Annotated in this window: 13 protein-coding genes; 8 read left to right on the forward strand and 5 right to left on the reverse strand. The window is 59.2% G+C overall.

From position 1 onward, the window contains the following. Positions 1–137 precede the first annotated feature (137 nt). A complete protein-coding gene (locus ABQM86_RS16240; protein WP_369744926.1) occupies positions 138–1772 on the forward strand; it encodes a hypothetical protein in 1635 nt (544 codons plus the stop codon). A 37-nt stretch (positions 1773–1809) separates the two neighbouring features. Continuing rightward, on the forward strand, positions 1810–2886 hold the full coding sequence (locus tag ABQM86_RS16245) for an LCP family protein (RefSeq protein ID WP_369744927.1): 1077 nt from the start codon (positions 1810–1812) through the stop codon (positions 2884–2886). Positions 2887–2977: 91 nt separating this feature from the next. On the opposite strand, the gene ABQM86_RS16250 is transcribed toward ABQM86_RS16245, so the two are convergent. Together ABQM86_RS16250 and ABQM86_RS16255 are read right to left on the reverse strand one after the other, a co-directional pair. Continuing rightward, positions 2978–3346, reverse strand: coding sequence for a lipoprotein (locus tag ABQM86_RS16250; RefSeq protein ID WP_369744929.1), 369 nt, complete (start codon positions 3344–3346; stop codon positions 2978–2980). A 244-nt stretch (positions 3347–3590) separates the two neighbouring features. Continuing rightward, positions 3591–4862: a choice-of-anchor P family protein gene (locus ABQM86_RS16255; protein ID WP_369744930.1), complete on the reverse strand. Its 1272-nt coding sequence runs from the start codon at positions 4860–4862 to the stop codon at positions 3591–3593. Between the two features lie 414 nt (positions 4863–5276). On the opposite strand from ABQM86_RS16255, the gene ABQM86_RS16260 reads away from it, so the two are divergent. Together ABQM86_RS16260 and ABQM86_RS16265 are read left to right on the forward strand one after the other, a co-directional pair. Next, on the forward strand, positions 5277–7064 hold the full coding sequence (locus ABQM86_RS16260; RefSeq protein WP_369744931.1) for an FG-GAP-like repeat-containing protein: 1788 nt from the start codon (positions 5277–5279) through the stop codon (positions 7062–7064). Positions 7065–7185: 121 nt separating this feature from the next. After that, positions 7186–9069, forward strand: a complete 1884-nt coding sequence (locus ABQM86_RS16265) for an FG-GAP-like repeat-containing protein (RefSeq protein ID WP_369744933.1) — start codon at positions 7186–7188, stop codon at positions 9067–9069. A 44-nt stretch (positions 9070–9113) separates the two neighbouring features. Here ABQM86_RS16265 and ABQM86_RS16270 read toward each other — a convergent pair whose 3' ends face one another. Then, positions 9114–9938, reverse strand: a complete 825-nt coding sequence (locus ABQM86_RS16270) for an alpha/beta fold hydrolase (protein ID WP_369744934.1) — start codon at positions 9936–9938, stop codon at positions 9114–9116. 135 nt (positions 9939–10073) lie between these two features. Further along, positions 10074–10985, reverse strand: coding sequence for an alpha/beta fold hydrolase (locus ABQM86_RS16275; protein ID WP_369744935.1), 912 nt, complete (start codon positions 10983–10985; stop codon positions 10074–10076). Between the two features lie 185 nt (positions 10986–11170). Here ABQM86_RS16275 and ABQM86_RS16280 point away from each other — a divergent pair, with 185 nt between their 5' ends. Both ABQM86_RS16280 and ABQM86_RS16285 read left to right on the forward strand, forming a co-directional pair. Next, entirely contained in the window at positions 11171–12151 is a 981-nt protein-coding gene (locus ABQM86_RS16280; RefSeq protein WP_369744936.1) for a sensor histidine kinase, read from the forward strand. Positions 12152–12323: 172 nt separating this feature from the next. Then, positions 12324–12989, forward strand: a complete 666-nt coding sequence (locus tag ABQM86_RS16285; RefSeq protein ID WP_369744938.1) for a response regulator — start codon at positions 12324–12326, stop codon at positions 12987–12989. Between the two features lie 65 nt (positions 12990–13054). Here the strand turns inward: ABQM86_RS16285 and ABQM86_RS16290 are convergent, their stop codons facing one another. Next, positions 13055–13492, reverse strand: a complete 438-nt coding sequence (locus tag ABQM86_RS16290; RefSeq protein ID WP_369744939.1) for a hypothetical protein — start codon at positions 13490–13492, stop codon at positions 13055–13057. A 154-nt stretch (positions 13493–13646) separates the two neighbouring features. Here ABQM86_RS16290 and ABQM86_RS16295 point away from each other — a divergent pair, with 154 nt between their 5' ends. After that, complete coding sequence (locus tag ABQM86_RS16295; protein ID WP_369744940.1) at positions 13647–15038, forward strand: APC family permease; 1392 nt, start codon at positions 13647–13649, stop codon at positions 15036–15038. Between the two features lie 38 nt (positions 15039–15076). After that, positions 15077–15658 (forward strand): DUF1349 domain-containing protein, encoded by a 582-nt coding sequence (locus tag ABQM86_RS16300; protein WP_280623389.1) that lies wholly within the window; start codon positions 15077–15079, stop codon positions 15656–15658. The last annotated feature ends 116 nt before the right edge of the window (positions 15659–15774 follow it).

Raw genomic sequence — 15774 nt, forward strand, 5'->3', positions numbered from 1 at the left:
GCGGGATAATGCCCTCTCTTGGTAGAGTCGTCTCTGCTGATGTCGATTCAGAGGAATACATGAAGCCCGCTAACCTCTCCCGACAATCATCGCCGCAGAGGCCATCCCCCAAAGGAATAAGGCGATGGGCCGTCGCCATGCTCGCGGCCCTCCTTGTCGTCGTGTGCGTGGTCTTCGCTCCCTGGGACAATAACGCCGGAACACCCAACACTGCCGTAACACCCAACGCCCCCGCTTCGCCGCCCACCCATCCCATCAGCGGTTACTTCATCACCGCCAATACCGAGTCATCCGCCAACAGGGACAAGATGGCAGATATCAAGGCCTTGGGTGGAGATACAGCGATCACTTTTGGCACCCTTCTGAGGCCGGCCACGGAGGAGTCCCTTCCTACCGACTGCGTTGTGCAAGGTATGGCCTGCGGCAAATTCGTCAGCACCTCCTTAAGTGTTCATCGATACTTCACCTATTCCGACGGAAGCCACTGGGGGGAGTCTGTCTGGAAGTGTCCCAATGACCGGACTGTCTCATCCGCCGGCAAGTCATACACCATATTGGTGCTGCCCACAGAGGGCCGCGGCTGCACCTCCCCCGACGGAACCTATGACGTGGTGATAGTGGGGGGCAGCAAAGAGTCTGCCGAAGATCCAGCCGCCGCGTTGTCGTCGGCGGCAACGGAGTTGGACATGAAGTTCTATGCGGGTCTGCCTGCACCAGTCAAGCGGACCGACGTGGACTACCTTCCCGATCTGTCCTACATGAATACCCTTGACCTTTTCACGGAGCGGTTCTTGGAATACCAGGCAGCCAATAATGATGTTCCAGGGCTTGCCGGCTTTTACCATCACTTCGAGATGCCGATTAGCTCCAATCAATTCTTCGACCCTGTTTTGTCTCTCTACAAGATGCAAAACATGGCAATTGAGCGCGTACTTCCAACCCGTTCAGCGGTCATTAGTCCATATATCGAGTCCAGATCGGCGGCGTCCAACGTCAGCCCTCAAGATGCCCGGCTCGGGATACGCCGGATCGCCCAGACCTCGGGTGGCCTCGCACTGAACATCGCCATCCAAGATGGCATGGGAACTGGAAAGGGCGCAGCCTACATGCCCAGCGAGGGGGACGGGCCCGTGGATACTTTCGCCGCAACCATCGTCGGCAACGGGACATGGGGCGAGAAGTACGTGGCACCCAATCGGGACTACTTCCAAGCCGCGGCGGATGGCATCACCGGGACAGGTGCCGTTTTGTGGGCCAACTTGGAAGGCATGGCCCCCTCTACTAAGACCAACACGTGCGGCAACAGCCTTCGTGGGCAAACCACTTTGGAAAGAATGGATCGCCAGCTTCAACAGATGGCTCAGGCTGAAAAGATAGTTTCATTCATGTGGGATCCCTACTTCACGTGCAAAGGCACCGGCACGCCGCTCAAGGAGCAATTGCAGTCGGGGCATACGTCGCCCATCGTGACCGACGCTAAAGTCGACGCTGACGCAGGCATAATAACCGTCGTCGGATTCAATCTCTCCGGCGGACAAGTGAAAGTGTCCTGGACCACTAGTGACGGCGCTTCCCATGAGCTGGACTCAAACCCTTCGAGCACGGCGGAAAAAGGCGGTGAGGACGGCAGCTCTAATCCAAGACTTGAATCGATCGTCATCAGTCTCGATGGATCAACGCTGCCCCCTGGAACCCCGTACCTGGTGAACGTCACCAGCCGGCAGGACTCCGGCCAAAAAGTGGAGTTTGCGGACGGCGTATTTTCGCCTTGATAGAATCGTCACTGCTGATGCCAACATCAAGGAACACATGACGCTCCCGAACGATACCGAAACTCCCACCTCAGAGTCCCGTCCCAGACGGCAGAAAAGCGGCAAGAAAACTGTACGGAACGTACTCCTTGGCTTTGCAGCCGCCGTGCTCGTCGCGGGTCTGATTGGGGGTGGCTACCTTTACAACCTTGCTCAGACGTTCAATTCGGGCACCACCAAGATCGAGACGGCCTTCCCTGAAGAGTCGACTCGGCCTCAGAAGACCGAGCCCGTGAATGGCACCGCCGCAATGAACATCCTTGTGATGGGTAGTGACACTCGCGGGTCTGCGGAGCTCGACATTGATACTCAGGCTTCCACCGACCAGCGCGCTGACACGTTGATGCTCGTGCACATCCCGGCAGACCGCAAGAACGTGTACGCAGTATCACTCATGCGTGACCTTTGGGTGGATATTCCGGGGAAGGGGGAGTCAAAGATCAACTCTGCCTTGGCTCTTGGGGGCGTGCCACTGATGGTCCAGACTGTTGAGTCCCTATTCCAACAGCGCATTGATCATGTCGCAATGGTCGATTTTGAAGGCTTCAAGGGTCTTACTGATGCTCTGGGCGGAGTCGAAGTAGATGTAAAGATCCCCTTTGCACCGGCGAAGGGCCCCATGAAGGGTCACTACTACGAAGCCGGAAAGCAAACGCTTAATGGTGATGAGGCACTGGCTTTTGTCCGTGAACGTATGTCATTCAGCGATGGCGACTACCAGCGAGTGCGGAACCAGCAGGCATACATGAAAGCAATCATTAGCAAGACGATCGCGCGGGAAACTCTGACCAACCCTGTGACCGTCAACAGCATGGTTAGCGCTGTGACTCCTTTCATCAGCGTCGACAAGAGCTTCGACGCTGCCGCCATCGGGAGCCTCGCCGTTGGTATGAAGGATCTGCGAGCAAATGACACAGTGATGTTCACCTTGCCCACTCTCGGCACGGGCACCTCAGCTGACGGCCAGTCGATTGTTGTCGCCGATACAGCAGCCATCTCGGACATCGCAGAAGCCCTTTCCAAGGACCAGTTAGGCGCCTATGTCACGGCCCATGCTCTGGAAAAAGGAAACTAGTCCCGGACTCGGGATTATGTCTTGATGAGCTTTTGCCCCTGTATGCGCATGTCATTCGCATACAGGGGCTTTCTCATGGCCTCGCAAGCGTCTAAGAGGTTGCGCCATCTTTGCAGAAACCGTTGGCTCGGATTGCTTCTACAACTCCGGCCGCCTCGGTATCCGCTATGGGATCGTCAGCACGGTTGAAATGCTTGACCACAGTAGCCACCAGCGCTTTGTCGCTGCCGCCTTGAAGGATGGCGGCGCAGACATAGCGGGAATTGGTTGCGATCTCTTCCTGTGTGAATTTCGGAGCCACTGGAGAAATGCGCTTCAAGAGGTCAGCGCTCTGTTCTTCCGTCACCTTGGGGACTGCTGGTTTGGACTCCGTAGTCGTAGGCTGGGGCTCGGACTGGCTCGGGGCGGAGCACCCAGCCAGGGCGAGTGTGATCAGGGCAGCGGAGAGTGCGCGTCTCATAACTGTGGAATTCTCCTGGGGGTAGCAGTACAGGTCGTGGGCACTTGGCCCGCAGACGACACTATCCGATGCGGCGCCACGGACCCACTTGTCACCCGTGCTTTAGGGGCGCCCAGCTCTTGTTGTGACCCTAACTCGTCAGCGAGGCCGGTTGTCGCGCAAGCTTTAGTTCCCACCAAAAAGTCCCGCCAACTTGACGTTGGCGGGACTCCGTGGGTTTGTGGAAATTTGAGATCTACGAGGGTTAGGCTCCGACGCTTGAGTTGGAGTAACCGATTTGAATTTTGGACCCTGTAGGAAGCGTACCAAGCGCTTGGCTAAGGACGATCTCGACCATTGTGACAATTATAGTGGTCGATGACTTGCTGACCTTATGTAAGGTGACTTGGCCTAGACCTGGTACTTGAATGACTGTGTTCGGGGCAACCGATGCGTTGATTGCCGGCAGTCCAGCAATCCTGAGATTCGTAAATGTCGACGTGTCGGTCAGCTTAACTGCGCCCCCACCCGGAGCACGGCTTGCACTGGTTTCTGCCTTGATAGCGTCAACTTGTATGACGCCGCTAAGGACATTGACTCCTCCGATGGTATTGACCACGGTGCTCTTCGCCTCAGGAGTCAGAACGCCCGTAGCTGTCGTCACGGAAGCTCCAGCCGAAACCGCGCCTGGGATGTTGACTGCGGCCACATTCGCCGTCGTCGTTCCTCCCGCGCATTTAACGGACGCCAGTGCAGTGGGGCCGGACCCAATGAGACCGGATGCCAGGGTAGCCCTTGTGCCATAACCTGTCCCTGCGAGATAACCGGTCTGCGGTGGCGTCAACTTGACGTTGCTGACTCCGAGGCGGATGTCTGTACCAACCTTTAGACCAAGTAGCCCTGCTTTCAGAATTTCCACCCGCAATGCCGTGGTGGAGACTTGGTAGGTGGTGCCAACCAAGCGCTTCTCTTGGCCGTTCAGTGTAACTTTTCCTACCGAACCCAGAAGCGGCACTTTGAGGTCAATAACGGTATTGGCTGCCGGATTGGCGTTTACAGCGATGCCCAACACTTTAAGGTCGGCGATAGTTGTTTGATTTGTCCCGGCAAAAGCACCGGCGGTGTTCTTCTCTGCGGTGCTTTCGGAGGTTATGGCACCCGCGGTAATGAGACCACCGAGCAGGTTCGCCCCGGCTACGGTCGACTTCCCCTCAATGCGTTTACTTGTTGTGGTGAGCACTGTCTTGACAGTCGTGTTTGCATTGCCGACAGTTCCAATGGCGGGGACGTTAAGCCCGCTGACGTTGTTGGAGGCCGTCTTACCCGTAGCACCCGTGCAGGCAATGCTCGCGCTGGCAGTTGGACCGGAAGTCAGTGTCTTGTCCGTGTTGAAAATGTATGACCCGTATGCGGACCCCGCAAATCCAGTAGTGATTTGTGCCGGCGTAATGCTTGTAGTGGCAAAGGCCGAAGATGTGGCGCCGCCCGTAAGCGCAAGCGCAAGAGCGCCCGCCAAAGCGACCATAGAACGTTTCATGTAATGCCCCCAGTAGTAGAACACGATGCTGCGATGGTGATCACACCGTAACGTCCAAGGTGCCTACTGGCAATAGACCGAAAAGCCAAGAAGATTTCATACTTGGAATTTATAATTCCCGCATATTTGTTGCGACCTTTTCAACACAATCTCTCATGGTCGCCCCTTCCCCTATCTCTGGCCCTGTCACCCGTCGGGTTCCTAGGGCTTTACGCCGCCCACCCCCACGCCACTCGTTCGTCATCGGTAGTATTCACCCGCGATGGCATGCGGGCTATAGAATGCCCGTAAAGACGCGCTTCAGCGTCACGACTTCCGGGGGATTCTTTGAGTAGTGTTTTAGCTGGTTCGCGCCCGTGCCGACCGGTGGGTATACGACGACGGCATAGAGTCTCCGGGTTCGGCACCGCCGCTTTGACCTTGGCACTGGCGTTGGGAACGGCTGCCGCACCGGCAACGGCTGACGTTGTCAAGGATGCTGTCCTGGTGGGTGAACAGCCTTCCAATATAGCCGTAAATTCGGTAACCGACACAGCCTATGTGTCGACTTTTGGCGGCATTTACAGCATCGGCGGGGGTGGCACGGCGAATGTGTATCAGCCCGATATCTTGTCGTCGCGCATCGCTGTAAACTCAGCGACGAACAAGATCTACGTCAGCGATTCCAGTTCGGTCGCAGTAGTTGACGGCGTGACCCACGCAGCCACCACCGTCTCAGTTGGCGCTAATGCAGACGTCATTGCGGTAAACGAAAAGACCAATAAGGTCTATGTCAGCACTGCAAATGGCCTCAAGATCATCGATGGCGCTACAAACGTGGCCTCTCCGGTCCTGAACTCCGCCGGTGCGCAAGACATTGCAGTTAATACCGCCACCAACAAGGTCTACGCTCTTTCCGCCGGGACTGTGAAAGTCATCGACGCCAGCGGAAAGATCACGTCAACTGTGTCCGTGGGTGCGGGCGGGATCGGCGCTATAGCGATCAATCCGTCAAAGAACAAAATCTACGTCACGACGACACCAAAGTATGGATCCAGCGTCAAGGTCATCGACGGTGCCACTGACAAGATCACTGGATCCATGGCATCCGAAGGCCCGCTCGGAACTTTGGCGGTGAACCCCGCCACCGACAAGATCTACGTCGAATCTGGTACCTGGAACAGCGACGGATCCATCAAGGTGATCGACGGCGCCACCCTGACGGAAACTGCGCACATAGTCACGGCCACCCGGGTTCGCAGCATCGTGGTAAACCCGTCCAACAACAAGATCTACGCCACCATGACTGGCCGTGGAACCACCATCATTGATGGCCGAAACAACACCAGCCGAGCGCTTTATACGGGCCAGGAACCCGACGCTGCAGTCGTGAACACGTCCAACAACAAGGTTTACGTGGTCAACTCCGAGAGTGATTCTGTGGGCGTAATTGACGGAAATGCGGAACAGCCCGTAAAGAACGACTTCAATGGAGATCTCAAGGCCGACATCTTGGCCAGAGATGCTGCGGGGGTGCTCTGGCTCTACCCCGGCGATGGCTCCGGCGGCTGGCTGCCGCGCCTCCAGGTGGGACAGGGCTGGAACGTCATGAACGCCCTCGTGGCTCCCGGCGACTTCAACGGAGACGGCAATGCCGATGTCTTGGCTCGTGACGGAGGCGGAGTGTTGTGGCTCTACCCAGGCAACGGCTCTGGCAGCTGGCTCGCTCGTGTACAGGTCGGCAGCGGCTGGGAAGGCATGAGCGCAATTGAGGCAATTGACTTTCATGGTGACGGATTCGCTGATGTCGTAGCTCGTGCCCGCGATGGCGCGCTCTGGGTATATCGCGGCGATGGCAAGGGCGGTTGGTTGCCCCGGATGTGGGCCGGTTCCGGCTGGACCGGAATGTCCGAGATTACTGGCGTAGCTGACTTCAACGGTGATGGGGTCTCTGATCTCGTAGCCCGCGACGGCGCCGGAACTCTGTTTCTCTATCCGCCTAACGGCTATGGAAGCTGGCTCCCAAAGCAGACCATTGGACAGGGTTGGAACAGCATGAATTCACTTGTTGGTCCCGGCGACTTCAACGGCGACGGCAGGGCCGATATTCTCGCCCGCAACGCTGCAGGCGAGCTGTGGCTCTATGCGGGCAACGGCGGAGCATCGTGGCCCACCTCGAGCAAAGTGGGCTCAGGCTGGAACGGCATGACCGCCATTCTCTGAATCACACTATTTGAATGACAACCAACGGCCGCCCCTGATCGAATCGGGGTTGGCCGTTGGTCTATCCGCTATAGAATCCGACTACCGACGCTGTTGAGCGTCACTATCAATGGGGGATCTTATGTCTGTTGCTTTGGATGAAACGCGCCCGTCAAAGAATTTAAATCAACGACGACGGCTAGCTGCGTCTACGTCTGTGGCCGCCGGTTTGGCGCTGGTGTTGTCGCTGGGAATGACGGCGGGGCCGGCCTCGGCTGACATTGTTGGGGATGATTTCCACATTGAGGGTGAGGCCGCATCCATCGCGGTAAATTCCACAACTGACACAGCGTACATACGGTCAGATGGCGCCGTGCTCAGGGTCAAAGACCGCGGCTCGAGTCAGGTGAAGTGGGTGGGTGACTCGCCTGGGGTGTTGGCCGTCAACTCGGCGACGAACAGACTCTACGTCGCAAGTTCTGACGCATCGATGATGGAGAGAAATGCCCTTGTAGTGATCGATGAAGGGACTCAGGAATCCACCCTAATTCCGTTCGATTCATACGTCGGTGATATTGCTGTGAACGAGAAGTCCAATAGGGTCTACGTCAGCACAGCGGCGGGGATCACCGTCGTAGATGGAGCCACCAATACCCCGACTCTCGTGGCGGGTTCCGCAGGTTTTGGCAAGATCGCTGTCAATCCAGTCTCAAACAAGACATACGTTCTCTTCAGCGGTGGCGTACGTGTCATTGATGCATCTGGAAAAATCACCTCAACTCTGAACGTCGACGGAATTGACGTCCTTAACTGGGCAGTGAATCCGGTGAAAAATAAGATCTACATCACAACCAAGACGATATCCGGTTCCAGCCTCATAGTGATCGATGGCGTCAGCGACACCATCACCGCCACGTTATCTTGGGACGGCCCCCTGGAGAGCTGGGCCCTGAATCCGGCGACAGACAAGCTCTACATCGGTTCGGCTGCTGCATCCAATACTGGATCCGTCCGTATTGTCGATGGGACCACTATGAGGGAGACAGCAAAAATCCCCACGCCTACGCGGGTGAAGAAAATCGTGGTGAACCCGACGAATAACAAAATCTATGTTTCGATGGCCGACCGAGGTACCACAGTCATTGACGGTCGGAACAACGGCACAACGACGCTGAGGATTTCGCCGTGGCTCATGGCTGCCGTAAACCCGTCCAACAACAAGGTCTACACGGTGGTCAATAACCACATATCCGTCATTGATGGGAATACACAACCGCCCGTCAAGAACGACTACAACGGAGATCGCACGGCGGACGTCATCGCCAGGGACTCGGCGGGATTGCTGTGGCTCTACCCCGGCGACGGTTCAGGTGGGTGGCTTCCCCGTCAGCAGGTAGGACAAGGTTGGAACATCATGACAGCCATCGTCGCGCCCGGAGATTTCAATGGTGACGGTAATGCAGATGTTTTGGCCCGCGATGGAAGCGGACTGCTTTGGCTCTACCCGGGTAACGGCTCGAGTGGTTGGCTTTCACGCGTCCAGGTCGGAAGTGGATGGGAGAGCATGACGGCAATTGAGGGCATCGGACAGTTTAACGACGACGAGTTCGTCGATATCGTTGCGCGTTCCAGCGAAGGCTGGCTATTTGTCTATCGCGGCGACGGGAACGGCGGTTGGCTGCCTCGCTATTATGCAGGTTTTGGCTGGAACGGTATGTCCGAAATTACAGGCGTAGGAGACTTCAACATGGACAGTACTCCTGACCTTGTTGCTCGCGACGCGGCCGGCGCACTCCAGCTTTATCGCAACGGAAGTGGTTGGCTCCCGACGCAGCAGATCGGCCAGGGCTGGAACGTCATGAATTCATTGGTTGGGCCCGGTGACTTCAACGGCGACGGTAAGGCCGACATCCTGGCACGCAACGCGGCCGGCGAGCTGTGGCTCTACGCAGGTAGTGGGGGCGCAGCCTGGCCTACGGCCACAAAGGTGGGCACCGGCTGGAACGTCATGACGGCCATCCTCTAACGCACTCAGCCATCAGAGGTAAAGGGCGGCTGGCCCCTGAACGATCAGGACCAGCCGTCCCTCCCACCACCCAGAAACTCCCGCACATCCCGCGCTACCCGCTCGGGGCACTCCCACAGCACCAGGTGACCGGTCTCCTCATAGATCTTTAGACTCGATCCCGGAATGCGGCTGGCTAGGGTCTCCTGATGATGCCGAGGAACCAGATGGTCGTGGGCGCCCCAGAGAATCAAGGCAGGTGCCGAAATGGTGCCTGTTTCCGTTGGCGGCACCGCTTCGTAATAGCCGCGCAGCGACTCCTTCCAAATGGACGCCGGCATGGCCAAACCGTCCTGCACCCGGTCTTCAATGTAGGAAGCAGGCACGGTGTGCAACAGCCGGTACCAAGACAGAGACCCGCGCACCCACTCCTCTGAAATCGGATCAGTCAGCGAATCCATTTCGGCGGCGAACGCCGGCTTCCCGTGGAGGCTCAACGGCGCCCCGACCAGAATCAGAGATGCCAGCAGTTCCGGATGCATCACGGCTAATTGTTGGGCAACGTATCCCCCGCTGGAAGAACCCACCACATGGGCACGGACAAGGCCCATGGCATCAAACAGAGCCACCACGTCCTCGGCCACCTCCACCAGCGAATAGCCGTCGGGAGGTTTCTCGGCAAGACCATGTCCACGAAGATCCGGGGCCACAACAACTGCATCCGGAACCGAGGCAATCAGCCGCTCGAAACTGCGCCAGGACTCGCTCCAGGCGTGCAATAAGACTAAGGGCGTGCCGCCGTCGTCGACTGCTTGTTCAAGGCGACCTTGTACGAAACAGGGGACGCTGATACCCGTGCGCAAGGCGACAGTCCTGACCTCGGACTCCATAGGGCCAGCGTACGCTCAGAGCCCTCGCGGGACGAGGGCAAGGGCACCCGGCGAACTACCAGCCAGCGAGGCTATGGTTGTTGAGTCCCGCCTGATCCCCCATCAGGCGGGACACTTTCGTTTCAGCCCGCCGGCCTACTTTGCGCGGGTGGCGGCCCACTGCCGAAACCCATCAGCGATCTCCGCAGCGTGAGTGTGATGCAGGTAGTGCTCTCCCGGGAGCGGCACCACGGTGCCATCGTTGACGCTCGAGGCCTGCCTCTGATGCAACCCCAGCCACTCCGGTGTCTTCGTATTTTCCGACACCACGAACAGCAGCAGGGGCAACTCCTTTGCGAAGCCGGTCCCCAGTGCGTGCTCGAAGTTGGTGCGGATGTGGGTCATCTCGTTCAGATATGTGGAGGAAAGGGAGTTCCGCTGCGTCAGCATCTGAATCTGCTCGCGTGCCTGAATTGAGTAGGCGTCGCCATACCCGTCGCTGGCTGCGGACACCAGGCGGAGAAGCCCCAGGCTCTTCGCAGCGGACAGGAGACCGGTGGGGAACTGGGTGTCCATGCCGGGTTGCCCGGGAACGCTCGAGTCAATGCCGACGAACGCCGTCACCTCCTCCGGATAGCTGGCGGCATACTCAATGCCGTAGATCCCGGCGATGGAGTGCCCCATCAGGATGTACCGGTCAACGTTGAGCGTCTCAAGTGCCGAGTGGACCTCCGAAACAATATTTTCAGTGGTTCTCTCCCGCTCCGTTCCATCACTCAAGCCGTACCCAAACGGTTCCACCACAATCACCCGGTGGTCCTGGGCGAGGTTATCCACCAACGGTTGAAAGTCGAGGAAAGGAGAAGACGTACCAAATCCCGGCAACAGGACAATGTCCTCCCCCTCGCCGTTGACCACCACATTCATCAAGCCGCCTGCGACTTCCACCTTCTGCCCATACGACTCAACACGGTGGCTTTCCGATTCAGCCGCCACCACGTTCACCACGGTTGTAGTGGCCAAACCCACCGCCAGCACGGCACCTACTGCGGTGACCGACACGAGCATTTTCCTTACAGACCTCTTCAAACCTGCCTCTCCCAAGGCGCACGATGCGCCCATGCCTTCAGCCTCGTCCTTAGCGGGACTCCGCGCGTCACCCCTGAGTAGTCACCTGTGTACCGCGTTGGTGGTACAGGCGAATCGTCCTCAGGATGAAACGTCCACGGACGCTGCCTCGCAATACTGGGAGGGTGCCGCCACATCGCCCTCCCGGAGTCACCACGCACCTGAGCGACGTCATCGTGGTCGCTGCCGTTGTGCTCTTTGCCGTCCTGCCGTTTCCCGACCACGTCTTCCGGGCACGCGGAGCACTGCTCTTGATATCGCTCTTGCCGGCCGTGGCGATGCCGTTCCGTCGTCATTGGCCGCTGGCAACGCTCGGGATCAGCCTTGCCTGCAGCGTGATCGTCGCAGTTGCAGGCGTGCTGGCACCCAGCACTCTGATTGCCGCTGTGATCGCGGCCTATTCCGTGACAAGCAGGACCCGCCGCGTCACTGGGACTGTTGCTGTGGCTCTGGCCGCGCTCCTCGTGTTCCTCGTCAGCGCACTCCCGCTGGGCGACTTCTTTGACTCCCGAGCGCTGCAGTTCGTCGCCTTCATCGTTCTGGCCGGAGCCATGGGCGACGCCGCCAGATCGCGGCGTGAGTACATCGCCGCCGTGACGGAACGGGCCGAACGCGCTGAGCGCGGCAAAGATGAAGAAGCACGACGGCGGGTGGCTGAGGAACGCGTCCGCATCGCCAGGGACCTCCACGACGTTGTGGCCCACCAAATCTCGGTCATCAGCCTGAGCGCCGGCGTCGCATCCTCCTCCCTCGCAACCCGGCCCGAACGGGCACAGGAGGCGCTGACCACCATCCGCAGTGCGTCGCGCACAGTACTTGCGGACATCGGGTCGCTGATGTCTTTGCTGCGCACGGAGGACGCAGACCATGGGCGTGACTTCCACCCCCAAGCAGGGTTGGCACAGCTCGACGAGCTCATGGCACGCTTCGATCAGGCGGGACTCAAGGTGGAACTGCATCAGGAGCCAGGCATCCCGGCACTCTCACCCGCCAGTGACCACGCTGCGTACCTCGCTTTGCAGGAGGGAGTCACCAACGCACACAAACACGGAGCAGGCGGGCAAACCCCGTCGTCATTTGCTCCAGCGAAGGCGACATTATCCTGACAGTCACCAATCGGCTCCGTGCGGGGGATGCGGGAACTGTGGCCAGCGGACATGGGCTGCGTGGGCTGCGCGAACGGATTGCCGCCGTACGGGGCACAGTGGAAACAGCAAGTGTCAACGGCGAATTCCGACTCGTGGTGACGGTGCCGTCAAGCGTGAAGGGAGCACTCCGATGATCAGCGTCTTGGTAGTGGACGACCAGCCCCTGGTACGCCAGGCCGTGCGCGACATTCTGTCCGACAGCGGCGGGATCCAGGTGGTACGCGAGGCCTCGAATGGCAGGGAAGCTGTCCGCGCCGCCGCCGAAGCAGCCGCCGACGTCGTTGTCATGGATATTCGGATGCCGGAAATGGACGGCATAGCAGCCACCTCGGAGATCATCGCGGGTCCATCCGCCCGGACGCCGCGGGTGCTCATCCTCACCACCTTTGAGGAGGACGAATACATCGTGGCCGCCCTCCGTGCCGGTGCGAGTGGATTCATTGGAAAAGGAGCGGAGCCGGAGGACATCGTGCGCGCCGTGCGAACCATCCATTCAGGTGAATCGCTGCTCTCCCCCATTGCGACGCGGGCACTCATTGAACGATTCGTGGAGCCCCTTCCACTGGCATCTGTATGGGAAGACAGGAGCCTCTCACGCTTGACCGAGCGGGAGCGGGAGGTGCTGGTTCTGGTGGCCCGGGGACTGACGAACCAGGAGATCGCAGCCAGCTTGGTCATTTCCCCGCATACGGCAAAAACGCACGTCAACCGGATCATGACCAAAGTGGATGCCCGGGACCGGGCCCACCTGGTGATCCTGGCTTACGAATCGGGTCTGGTTTCCGCAGGGTTGTGATCAGCGCAGACAAAAGACCAGGCGGCCAGCCGCCGTCGACGCTTGGCTCTTCAACCTCTTTGGCACTAGTCGCGGCGAGGAACCGGCTGCGGCGGGACGGCAGGGTCCGACGCCGGTATACAGAACCTCAGTCCGTCGCCCCAAAATCCGTTGTTGGTGCAGTACAGGGGCACCTCTTCGTTGACGACACGAAGCGTGGGATTCCGCATGCGTTTGGACACACTGAAGGTTAGTTCCACTGTGCCGTCAGGAGACTTGCAGCTGTAAGCGCCGTTCCACGGGCTCAAGTCTTCGCAGGTGTTAAGTCCCCTCGATACGCCGTCCCGGTCCACGTACTCCCAGGTCCTGTCCGTCTTCTCGCCCACCTGAATGACGGAGTTTGGAACGGACCGGGCATAGTCACGGGTAAATGACCGCTCGTCGCAGCCCGCGGCTGTGAGCGTGAGCAACGCAAGCAGGGCGAAGCCTACTTTTGTTTCACGACGCATTCCGGTGTCCCCCATCAGCTGAACTCTGCAAAGCCTATCCATATGCTGGCCTGAAGAGCGCCTCGCCCGTGCGCGGGGTCAGAACCACTTGGGCACGGGGGCGTCACAGCCCCTCTGGAACCGTCACTGATTTAGTAAGGTTACTTATCTTCCAGTACTATCTGTTCCCATGAACAGCCCGGCAAAGCCCCAGACGTCAAAACTCAAGCAGTCGATTACCGGCCCGCTGCTTTTCCTCTTTATCCTCGGCGACGTTTTGGGCGCGGGCATCTACGCCTTGGTGGGGAAGGTTGCGGGCGAAGTGGGAGGTGCTGTCTGGATTCCCCTGGCGCTGGCTCTGTTCCTGGCCATGCTCACCGCCGCCTCCTACGCGGAGCTCGTGACGAAGTACCCGAAGGCCGGCGGGGCGGCAGTCTTTGCTGAGCGGGCTTTCAAAGTCCCCCTGGTTTCGTTCCTGGTGGGCTTCAGCATGTTGGCTGCCGGAGTGACCAGCGCGGCCGGTTTGAGCCTCGCCTTCGCCGGGGATTACCTCAAGCCACTGCTGGACGTCCCCGTCACTCCCACAGCACTGGTGTTCCTGCTGCTGATCGGACTCCTGAACGCACGCGGGGTCAAGGAATCCGTGAGGGCAAACGTGGTCATGACTGTCATCGAGGTATCAGGCCTGGTGTTGGTGATCGTCTTGGTGGGCTTGATGTTCGGCCGCGGAGACGGCGATGCTTCCCGCGTTCTTGAGTTCAACCCCGCGGTGTCCCCCGGAGCAGGAATCCTCGCTGCATCCCTGCTGGCGTACTACTCGTTCGTGGGCTTTGAAACCTCTGCCAACGTTGCCGAAGAGGTCCGGGACGTCCACCGCGTCTACCCCAAAGCACTGTTCGGGGCGTTGTTGACCGCCGGAGCCATCTACATTCTCATCGGTTTGGCCTCATCCATTGCCTTGTCGCCCAGTGATCTGAGCAGTTCTTCGGGTCCCCTGCTGCAAGTTGTCCAAGCCACTGGTTTTGGAGTTCCGGACTGGCTCTTCGGCCTGGTCGCCCTCATTGCCGTAGCCAACGGCGCCTTGCTGACAATGATCATGGCCAGTCGCTTGGCCTTTGGAATGGCGGAACAATCATTGCTTCCCACAGGCTTGGGGAAGGTCCTCCCCCAACGGCGTACCCCGTGGGTAGCCATTCTGGTGACCACGTTGGCGGCAATGGTACTGACCGCCACCGGCGACCTCGGCTCCCTCGCCGAAACGGTGGTCCTGCTTCTCCTGTTCGTCTTCATCAGCACCAACGTGGCCGTTCTGGTGCTGCGCAAAGACAAGGTGGAACACCAGCACTTCCGCGTCCCAGTGGTTATTCCATGCCTGGCATTGGCCTCCTGCGTCCTCCTTCTGTTCCAGCAAGGCCCGGAAATCTGGTTGCGCGCAGGCATCCTCTTGGTAATCGGGCTCGTCCTCTTTTTCGTTACGCGCTGGATTCAGGGGCGCCAACGGACAGGCCTGCCCGCGGCCAACGAACGTCCCGAGGCACAATTTGCAGAGTCCAAGAAGGGCAAGGAGGCTGGAAGCCCATAGGCTGTGGAACTGTACTTGCCACAACCTCGAGGAGCCTAGTGAACATCGACATCCCCTGGAACCGCGGCGAGTGGACCAACCAGCCGGCCGCCGTCGTCGAGCAGGCAGGTGACCTGCTGGTGACTGCAGCCGAAAGCAGCGACGCTTGGCGCGTCACGTCCTACGGATTTATCCACGACACAGAGCACGCGCTGCTTGCCCCTTTTCCCCAGGACAGCGCCATGGAGGTTGAGTTCACCGCCGCGTTCTCCCAGCAGTTCGACCAAGCTGGCATCTTCGTCCGTGTCAGCGCCGAGCACTGGATCAAGGCGGGCGTCGAATTCGCCGACGGCGCCGCTCAGCTGGGTGCGGTGGTTACGGACCGCTTCTCTGACTGGTCCTTGGCACCGGTCCCGGAATGGAACGGCGGGCGGGTCCGCATGAGGGTCAGCCGTTCGGGCGATGCCCTGACCATTCGGGCGGCTTCAGCCGACAACGAACTCCAGTTGGTCCGGGTGGTGCCGTTGGCGCCGGACGTGGTGGCCGTCGCCGGGCCTTTCACCTGCGCACCAACGCGCGCAGGGTTGACCGTACCCTTTCACTCCTGGCGGGCTACGCCAGCGGACAGCCAACTCCACTGATGCCAACAGAGCGGAACGAGGTTGCGGGTCCCGTCGTTCATGAGATTATGGAGTTTCCTGCGGCCTGCCATTGAACAGTGCTGCAACTCAGTTGGCTCCAAAACAAGCCTGTGGGG

Source organism: Paenarthrobacter sp. AMU7, assembly GCF_041200195.1.
GTDB lineage: Bacteria > Actinomycetota > Actinomycetes > Actinomycetales > Micrococcaceae > Arthrobacter.